Source organism: uncultured Acidovorax sp. (assembly GCF_964021665.1).
In the GTDB taxonomy this organism is placed as follows: domain Bacteria; phylum Pseudomonadota; class Gammaproteobacteria; order Burkholderiales; family Burkholderiaceae_C; genus Acidovorax; species Acidovorax temperans.
The window spans coordinates 1-8,579 of record NZ_CAXIAK010000122.1; the positions used below are offsets into that span (position 1 = coordinate 1).

An 8,579-nucleotide genomic window follows, 5' to 3' on the forward strand; every position below is an offset into this window, starting at 1 on the left:
CTAAAGAGGTAAAACATGATCGATAAGAAAGACCAGCAACTTGCATCCGGCGGCCTGGGCCGGCGCAGTTTCATCAACACCGCTGCACTGGTTGGCCTGACGGCTGGCGTTGCAGCCTGCACCGAAAAGCCCGGCACTGCGGCCGCGCCTGCAGCGCCTGCCGCCCCCGCATCGAGCCATGCAGGAGCTGGCGCCAACGTGCACCTCAAGCCCGGCGAGCTGGACACCTACTACGGCCTGTGGAGCGGTGGCCACACGGGCGACATGCGCGTGCTGGGCCTGCCATCGGGCCGCGAAATCACCCGCATCCCCTGCTTCGTACCCGACGCGCTGGTGGGCTGGGGCATCACCAATGAATCCAAGGCCGTGATGGGCACCAAGCCCGACGGCAGCCTGAATTACACGGTGGCCGATACCCACCACACCCACGCTTCGTACAAAGACGGCAACTACGACGGCCGCTACGCCTGGATCAACGACAAGATCAACAGCCGTCTGGCCCGTATCCGCCTGGACTATTTCATCTGCGACAAGATCACCCAGCTGCCCAACGTGCAGGGCTTCCACGGCATTTTCCCGGACAAGCGCGACCCGGTCGATCCAGCGATCAACTACACCACGCGCGTGTTCTGCGGCGCCGAGTTCAGCATCCCGCTGCCCAATACCGGCTCCGAGGATCACACCAAGTACCGCTCGATGTTCACCTGCGTGGACGCCGAGACCATGGAAGTGCGCTGGCAAGTGCTGATCGACGGCAACTGCGATCTGACCGCCACCTCCTATGACGGCAAGCTCGCTGCGACGAACCAGTACAACACCGAGATGGGCGCCAAGTACGAGGACATGATGTCCGCCGAGCGCGACGCCTGCCTGTTTTTCAACATTGCTCGCATCGAAGAAGCTGTCAAGGCCGGCAAGTTCAAGACCATCGGCTCCTCCAAGGTGCCCGTGGTCGATGGCACGCACGAAGCCAACAAGGACCCCAAGACGGCCCTCACCGCCTATGTGTCGGTGCCCAAGAACCCGCACGGCGTGAACGCCAGCCCCGACCAGAAGTATTTCATCTGCGCCGGCAAGCTCTCGCCCACCGCCACCGTGATCGAACTGGCCAAGGTGCTTGAATGGTTCGACGGCAAGCTGGAAAAGCTCGACTCCGCCATCGTCGCTGAGGTCGAAATCGGCCTGGGCCCGCTGCACACCGCCTTCGACGGCCGTGGCAACGCCTACACCACCCTGTTCCTGGACAGCCAGGTGGTCAAGTGGAACGTGGAAGCCGCCATCAAGTTCCACGCCGGCGACAAGAACGCCAAGTATGTGGTGGACCGCCTGGACGTGCAGTACCAGCCCGGTCACGTCAATGCCTCGCAGTCCGAAACCATCGCCGCCGACGGCAAGTTCCTGGCTGTGGGCTGCAAGTTCTCCAAGGACCGCTTCCTGCCCGCGGGCCCGCTGCACCCCGAGAACGAACAGCTCATCGACATCTCGGGCGAGAAGATGGTGCTGCTGGCCGACCACCCCGTGCGTGGCGAGCCCCATGACTTCATCATCTTCAAGCGCGATCTGGTGCGTCCAAAGCAGGTCTACACGCTCGACGAGTTCCCGCTGGCCGTGAAGGACCCGAAGGAGTCCGGCGTGTTCCGCAATGGCAAAAAGGTCACCGTGAAGATGACTTCGCAGGCCCCCGCATTCAGCCTGCGCGAGTTCAAGCTCAAGAAGGGTGACGAGGTCACGCTGATCCTGACCAACCTGGACAAGATCGAAGACCTGACGCACGGCTTTGCGATCCCGAACTACAACGTGAACTTCATCGTGAACCCGCTGGAGACCAAGTCGGTGACCTTCATCGCCGACAAGCCCGGTGTGTTCTGGTGCTACTGCACGCACTTCTGCCATGCGCTGCACCTGGAGATGCGTACTCGCATGATCGTCGAAGCTTAATTCGGAGCATCCCCCTGAGGCGCTGCGCGCCTTCCCCCTTCTCTTGCAGCGCTACGCGCTGCGGAAGGGGGACGCAGCCCTCGCGGCGGGGCGGCGCGGCCGGCGTAGGCCCTTGCTCGGCTGCCTTCGCTTGGGCAGCGTCAGTGGCATAGGCCACACTGATTTTTAAGCCAAATATTGCTCTAGAGCTTATGAAATAAGCGCTGGCAGCTATCAAAAAGATAGTCCCATGACATCCCTCGGTCGGCGGTTCTCCGCACTTGTTCTGGTCTTGCTGTTGCCTTTGTTGCTGCTGTCGCGTGCCCATGCGGCGGCGGGTGCTTACGAGGCAGAGCTGCCGGCGGAACTGGCCACCGCGCGCGACCTGTGCGCCCTCGTGCCCTGCAAGGATGTGTTTCCGGGCGCCACCCATTTTTCCGAACGCAAGGGCCAGCCGCCCTACGTAGAGGCATACGACCAGGCCAGCGAGCCGCGCAAGCTGCTCGGCTACGTCATGCTCTCGACCGACATCACCGACACGCCTGCCTACTCGGGCAAGCCGGTGGTCACGCTCATCGGCATGGACACGCAAGGCCGCTTTGTGGGCGTGAAGGTGCTCAAGCATTCAGAGCCCATCCTGCTGCTGGGCATTCCTGAATCGGCACTGCTCAACTTCAACGCCCAGTACCTGGGCAAGTCGGTGGCCGACAAGATCGAGGTGGGCCAGTCGCGCCCCGATGAGAACGTGATCGGGCTCGATGCCATCTCGGGCGCCACCGTCACCGTCATCGCGCAGAACCAGGTCATGATGGCCTCGGGCTCGGCGGTGGCACGGCAGGTGGGCATCCTCGCGCCCACGGTGCGCGAGCCCGCTCGCTATGCCGAAACCGGCAAACGCCTTACCTGGGCCGAACTGGTGCAGCAAGGCACCGTGCAGCGCCTGCGCGTGCTGCCCGAACAGGTGGGCCTGGACAAGGGCCCCGAGCCTTTCATCGAGCTGTGGTTTGGCGATTTGAACCACCCCGACTTGGGCAAGAGCCTGCTGGGCGACAACGGCTGGAACAACCTGCGCCTGCAGCTCAAGGAAGGCGAGCACGCCTTCTTCATCATCCGCACGGGCGGCAAGGAATCGTTCAAGGGCTCGGGCTTTGTGCGCGGCGGCATTTACGACCGGGTGCAGGTGCGCCAGGGCGCAGATTCCTTCACCTTCCGTGATCTCGATGCACTCAACCTCTATGGCCTAGATGCGGCTGGAGCCCCGAGCTACAACGAGTCCGTCATCTTCATCATCCGCTCGGCCGCGTTCTCTGCCGCCTACCCCTGGAAGCTGAGCTTTCTGGGCAACCGCGTAGACCGCGCCACGGGCACCCGCAGCTTCACCAGCTTTGATACGCCTTACTGGCTGCCCGCCAGCATGCTGCAAGGCGGCCGCCCCACGATTGAAGAACCCGACGCCCCCTGGGTGCGCGTGTGGAAGACGCGTGCGGTGGAGATTGCGCTATTCGCACTGGTGCTCATCGCCGTCACAGTGGTGTACGCCCTGCGCGAAAAGCTCACCCGCCTGTCCACCCACAAGAACAAGTGGCCCGTCAATGGCTTCAAGTACACCTTCTGGGCCCTGGCCATTTTCTGGATCGGCTTTGGCGCCATGGCGCAGCCCTCCATCACGCAGGTGCTGACCTGGTTCCACTCGCTGCTGTTCCAGTGGACGTGGTCGCTGTTCCTGTCTGATCCGTTCATCTTCCTGTTCTGGATCTTCATCATCGTCACCGTGTTCCTGTTCGGGCGCGGCCTGTTCTGCGGCTGGATGTGCCCGTTCGGCTCGCTGCAGGAGGCGATCTACAAGGTCGCCCGCATGATCGGCCTCAAGCGCTTCCAGACCCAGCTGCCGCAGAAGTGGCACGACCGGCTCAAGTGGGTGAAGTACGCGGTGTTCTTCGGCCTGCTGGTGGTGTCGATGTTCTCCATGGGCCTGGCTGAAAAGCTGGCCGAGGTGGAGCCGTTCAAGACCACCTTCCTGGTGGGTGTGATGAACCGCGCCTGGCCCTACAGCCTGTTTGTGGCGGCCATCCTGGGCGTGTCGATCTTCATCGAGCGGCCTTATTGCAAATACATCTGCCCGCTGGGCGCGTCGCTGGCCATGCCCAGCACCTTCCGCTGGTTTGGCCTCAAGCGCAAGCAGGACTGCAACAGCTGCAAGGCCTGCGCCGTGGGCTGTGGCGCCCAGGCCATTGATGCCGATGGCCGCATTGACCACCGCGAATGCCTGCACTGCCTAGACTGCATGGTGCTCTACACCGACACCAAGGGCTGCCCGCCCTTGGCCAAGGAACGCAAGCGCCGCGAGAAGGATGGCCTGGAGATCACGCCCATCGGCAAGAACGGCTACTTCATCCCGATCCACCCTGCCACGGTGGCGGACCAGATCTCGGCCAAGGCCGCCAAGGGCCCCGATCCGCGCATGCCCACGCCGCCTGCCCAACCCGCCACCAAGACCGGCGCACGTGGCTTGCGCTGGGTACTGCTGGAGCTGGTAGACCACCTGTGGCCCTGGAGCCGCGAGGGCTGGGCTTCACGCCGCGCCTTGCAGGTAGCGGGCTTCTCGCTCGCCGTGGCTGCCAGCGTGGCCTGGGTCATGGCCGCCATGGGCTCGCTGTCGTCGGGTGCCATCATTGGCTGGTGGTTTGGCTGGAGCGTGTACGAGGTGCTGATCCGCCTGTCGGGCAAGCGCTATGTGAAGGACGGCCCCTGGTGGCGCGACCAGTACCGCGTGGCCGGCGTGATGGACATGTTGAGCTATGTGGGCTTCAAGAACCTGCTGATCGGCGCTGCCTTGTTCCTGGCCATCAAGACCCTGGTAGGGTTGGCGTGATGAAACCGCACCTCGCCGCCCTCGCGCTGCTGGCCTTGGCCGCCAGCCTGCTCAGCCAGCCTGCCAGCGCCGCCACCGTGCGCGTGCAGGCCGGTCAGGATCTGCAGGCCGCCGTGCAAGCCGCCGCCCCTGGCGACACAGTGGAGGTGGAACGGGGTTTTTACCGCGTGAACCTGCGCATCGACAAGGCGCTGACGCTGCGCGGCGTGGGCCGCCCCACACTCAGCGGCGGGCAGGTGGGCGACACCATCCGCGTCACCGCCCCCGATGTGGTGCTGGAAGGTCTGATCGTGCGCGACTCGGGCACCAGCCTCAAGGACCAGAACGCGGGCATCTACATCTACCCCGGCGCGCACCGCGCCGTGGTGCGCAAGAACGATCTCACCTATAACCTGTTCGGTCTGTGGATTGAAAAGGCCAACGATGTGCGGGTGGAGCACAACACCATCACCGGCCTGCGCGATGTGAACTCGTCGCAGCGCGGCAATGGCGTGCAGCTGTACAACACCACCGGCGCACGCATCGAAGGCAACCACATCAGCTTTGTGCGCGATGCGCTGTATGTGGATGTGTCGCACCACGCCATCTTCCGTGGCAACAAGCTGCACCACAGCCGCTACGGCACGCACTACATGAATTCCTACTACAACCTGTGGGAAGACAACGACACCTACCTGAACCGGGGCGGCCTGGCGCTGATGGAAGTGCGCGACCAGGTGGTGCGCAACAACCGCGCCTGGGGCAACAGCGACCACGGCATCATGCTGCGCACGCTGCAAGACTCGATCATCGAAAACAACGTGGTGGCCGACAACGCTCGCGGCTTCTTCATCTACGACGTGGAATACGCCACCCTGCGCGGCAACCTCATCCTTCGCAACACCGTGGGCGTGCACCTGTCCGCAGGCTCCACCCGCAACAAGGTGGAAGGCAACGACTTTATCGGCAACCGCGAACAGGTGCGCTACGTGGGCGCACGCGACGAGCGCTGGGGCACCGACAGCGGCAATTACTGGAGCAACTACCTGGGCTGGGACCGCGACGGCAACGGCGTGGGCGATGTGCCCTACGAAGCCAACGACATGGTGGACCGCCTGACCTGGCGCCACCCCACCATCAAGCTGCTGCTGGCCAGCCCCGCGGTGCAGGCACTGCGCCTGGTGGGCCAGCAGTTCCCTGTGCTGCGTGTGCCCACCGTGGTGGACCCCAAGCCCCGCATGCAACCGAATCAACCCCAACGGAATTTTCAGCGTGACACGCAAACCTCCCCCCATTGACCTGAGCGAGCCCCCCGCCATCGAGGTGCGGGGCGCGCACAAGCACTACGGCGCACTGCACGCCGTGGACGGCATCGACCTGCGCGTGGAGCGCGGCGAGATCTTCGGCCTCATCGGCCACAACGGCGCGGGCAAGAGCACGCTGTTCAAGATGATCCTGGGCCTGGTGCCCGCCACCTCGGGCGACATCCGCGTCAGCGGCGCCACGGTGCAGGGCCGCGACTTTCGCGCCGCGCGCCGCCACCTGGGCTACCTGCCTGAAAACGTAGTGCTGTACGACAACCTGAACGGGCTGGAAACCCTGCACTTCTTCGCCCGCCTCAAGGGCGCGCCGCTGTCGCAGTGCCAGGCGCTGCTGGACCGCGTGGGCCTGGCCCATGCTGGCAAGCGATCAGTGCGCGAATATTCCAAGGGCATGCGCCAGCGCCTGGGCTTTGCGCAGGCGCTGCTCGGCAACCCGCAGGTGCTGCTGCTGGACGAGCCCACCAACGGCCTGGACCCGCAGGCCATCCGCGACTTCTATGCCACGCTGCGCGAGCTGCAGGCCGGTGGCGTCACCATCGTCATCACCTCGCACATCCTTGCTGAGCTGCAAGAACGTGTAGACCGGCTGGCCATCCTGGCCGCAGGCAAGCTGCAGGCCCTGGGCAGCGTGCAGGCACTGCGCGAACAGGCCCAGATGCCGCTGACCATTGAGCTGGCGCTGAACGAAGCAGACATCCCCGCTGCGGTGCTGGCCCTGGCGCCCCTGGCAGGCATCACCACCACCGCAAACGCCAACGCCAGCGGGCTCAGCATCAGCTGCCCGCGCGGCGCCAAGATGGCCGTGCTGGGCGCCCTGGGCCCACTGGGCGCCAAGGTGCTGGACGTCAACATCATCGAGCCCTCGCTCGAAGACGTGTACTTCGGCCTGCGGGAGAACTGAGCCATGGAATTCACACAGATCCTCACCATCGCGGGCAAGGAATTCCGCGACCGCATGCGCAACCGCTGGGTGCTGGCAGTGGCGCTGGTGTTCACGGTGTTCTCACTCGCCATTGCCTACTTTGGCGGCGCGCAGCAAGGCACCGTGGGCTTTCGCTCCATCGAATTCACCATCGCCAGCCTGGTCAGCCTGGTCATTTACCTCATTCCGCTGATCGCGCTGCTGCTGGGCTTTGACGCCATCGTGGGCGAGCGTGAGCGCGGCTCGCTCGACCTGCTGCTGTCCCTGCCCATCACGCGGATTGAGCTGCTGCTGGGCAAGTACCTGGGGCTGGCGGCGGCACTCACGCTGTCTACCCTGGCGGGCTTTGGTCTGGTGGCTGTGCTGCTGTACCGGCAGTTCAACTGGGCGGGTCTGTTCCACTACGGCGGCTTCATGGTCAGTTCGGTGCTGCTGGGTCTGGCCTTCTTGAGCCTGGCCGTGCTGCTGTCCGTCCTGACCCATGAGCGCACGCGCGCCTCGGGCCTGGCCATTGCCACCTGGTTCTTCTTTGTGCTGGTGTTTGATTTGTTGCTGCTCGGTGCCCTGGTGGCCACGGGCGGCAGCCACGGCGGTGCGGCCATGGCCTACCTGCTGCTGCTCAACCCCGCAGACGTTTTCCGCATCCTCAACGTGTTCTCGCTGGAAGACGTGCGCACCCTGTACGGGCTCACCAGCATCGTGCCCCCTGCCCTGGCCAAGCCATGGCTGATGGGCTCGGTGATGGCGGCCTGGATTGTGGTGCCACTTGGCCTGGCGAGCTGGAGATTCAAACCATGACCCATCCTTACCACCCCCAATGCGGCTGCGCCACCCGGCGCCACATGCTGGGCTGGGCCGCCCTTGCCTCCATCGGCGCCATCACAGGCCTTACTGGCCTGACCGGTTGCAGCCAGGCCGACAACAGCAGCGCCCAATCCCTCAAGCCCGTGGAAATCGACGGTGCCACCAGTTGCGAGCTGGACGGCATGCTGCTGGCCGACTACCCTGGCCCCAAGGCGCAGGTGCGCTTTGCGGGGCAAGACAAGCCCTCGTTCTTCTGCGACACAGTGGAATTGTTTGCCACCCTGCTGGCAGGCGAACAAGTGCGGGCCGCCCAGGCGGTGTACGTGCAGGACATGGGCCAGGCCGACTGGAATGCCCCCAAGGGCCACTGGATTGACGCCAAGACAGCGGTGTATGTGGTGGGCGGCAAGCGCCATGGCTCGATGGGCCCAACCATCGGCAGCTTTGCGCAAGAGGCCGACGCGAAGAAGTTTGCAGGCGAATACGGCGGCAAGGTGCTGCGCTTCGCTGAAATCACGCCCGCCATGGTGGACCTGAGCGGCGGCGCGCTGCACGACACGCGGATGTAACCATGCTCTCGCAGCCATCCTGCCCACCCGCAGCCCGCGGCCCGCAGCCCACCCGGCGCATGGCCGTCGCTGCGCTGCTGCTGGGCACTGCAGCCACGGCCGCGTGGCAGTGGCGATCAGGCTGGGGACAGCAGGGCGCAGAGACTACAACGCCACCCACCGTAGGCGACGATGTGTGCGTGGTGGCGCCCCCC

General features: G+C 64.6%; 6 protein-coding genes and 1 pseudogene. All 7 read left to right on the forward strand.

The window, feature by feature from the left end; genetic code table 11:
- Nucleotides 1-15 precede the first annotated feature (15 nt).
- Nucleotides 16-1,938 (forward strand): TAT-dependent nitrous-oxide reductase, encoded by a 1,923-nt coding sequence (nosZ, locus tag AADJ04_RS16820; RefSeq protein ID WP_341240318.1) that lies wholly within the window; start codon nt 16-18, stop codon nt 1,936-1,938.
- Between the two features lie 229 nt (nt 1,939-2,167).
- Nucleotides 2,168-4,789 carry a 4Fe-4S binding protein gene (locus AADJ04_RS16825; RefSeq protein ID WP_341240319.1) on the forward strand — a complete coding sequence of 874 codons (2,622 nt, stop codon included), beginning with the start codon at nt 2,168-2,170 and terminating at the stop codon, nt 4,787-4,789.
- The gene (locus AADJ04_RS16830; RefSeq protein ID WP_341240320.1) at nt 4,789-6,066 is read left to right on the forward strand and encodes a nitrous oxide reductase family maturation protein NosD; all 1,278 of its coding nucleotides are present in this window, start codon (nt 4,789-4,791) and stop codon (nt 6,064-6,066) included. Before AADJ04_RS16825 ends, AADJ04_RS16830 begins: the two co-directional genes overlap by 1 nt.
- Complete coding sequence (locus AADJ04_RS16835) at nt 6,041-6,991, forward strand: ABC transporter ATP-binding protein (protein WP_341240321.1); 951 nt, start codon at nt 6,041-6,043, stop codon at nt 6,989-6,991. Before AADJ04_RS16830 ends, AADJ04_RS16835 begins: the two co-directional genes overlap by 26 nt.
- A gap of 3 nt (nt 6,992-6,994) precedes the next feature.
- Nucleotides 6,995-7,810 (forward strand): ABC transporter permease subunit, encoded by an 816-nt coding sequence (locus tag AADJ04_RS16840; protein WP_066698741.1) that lies wholly within the window; start codon nt 6,995-6,997, stop codon nt 7,808-7,810.
- On the forward strand, nt 7,807-8,385 hold the full coding sequence (locus AADJ04_RS16845; protein ID WP_044396914.1) for a nitrous oxide reductase accessory protein NosL: 579 nt from the start codon (nt 7,807-7,809) through the stop codon (nt 8,383-8,385). The genes AADJ04_RS16840 and AADJ04_RS16845 overlap by 4 nt, the downstream gene beginning before the upstream one ends.
- A 2-nt stretch (nt 8,386-8,387) precedes the next feature.
- A pseudogene (locus AADJ04_RS16850) lies at nt 8,388-8,579 on the forward strand (hypothetical protein); the annotation flags it as partial.

What these genes read in the sequence shown, in the direction of transcription:
- nosZ (WP_341240318.1), top strand. Translation starts at nt 16, where the DNA reads ATGATCGATAAGAAAGACCAGCAACTTGCATCCGGCGGCCTGGGCCGG.
- AADJ04_RS16825 (WP_341240319.1), top strand. Translation starts at nt 2,168, where the DNA reads ATGACATCCCTCGGTCGGCGGTTCTCCGCACTTGTTCTGGTCTTGCTG.
- AADJ04_RS16830 (WP_341240320.1), top strand. Translation starts at nt 4,789, where the DNA reads ATGAAACCGCACCTCGCCGCCCTCGCGCTGCTGGCCTTGGCCGCCAGC.
- AADJ04_RS16840 (WP_066698741.1), top strand. Translation starts at nt 6,995, where the DNA reads ATGGAATTCACACAGATCCTCACCATCGCGGGCAAGGAATTCCGCGAC.
- AADJ04_RS16845 (WP_044396914.1), top strand. Translation starts at nt 7,807, where the DNA reads ATGACCCATCCTTACCACCCCCAATGCGGCTGCGCCACCCGGCGCCAC.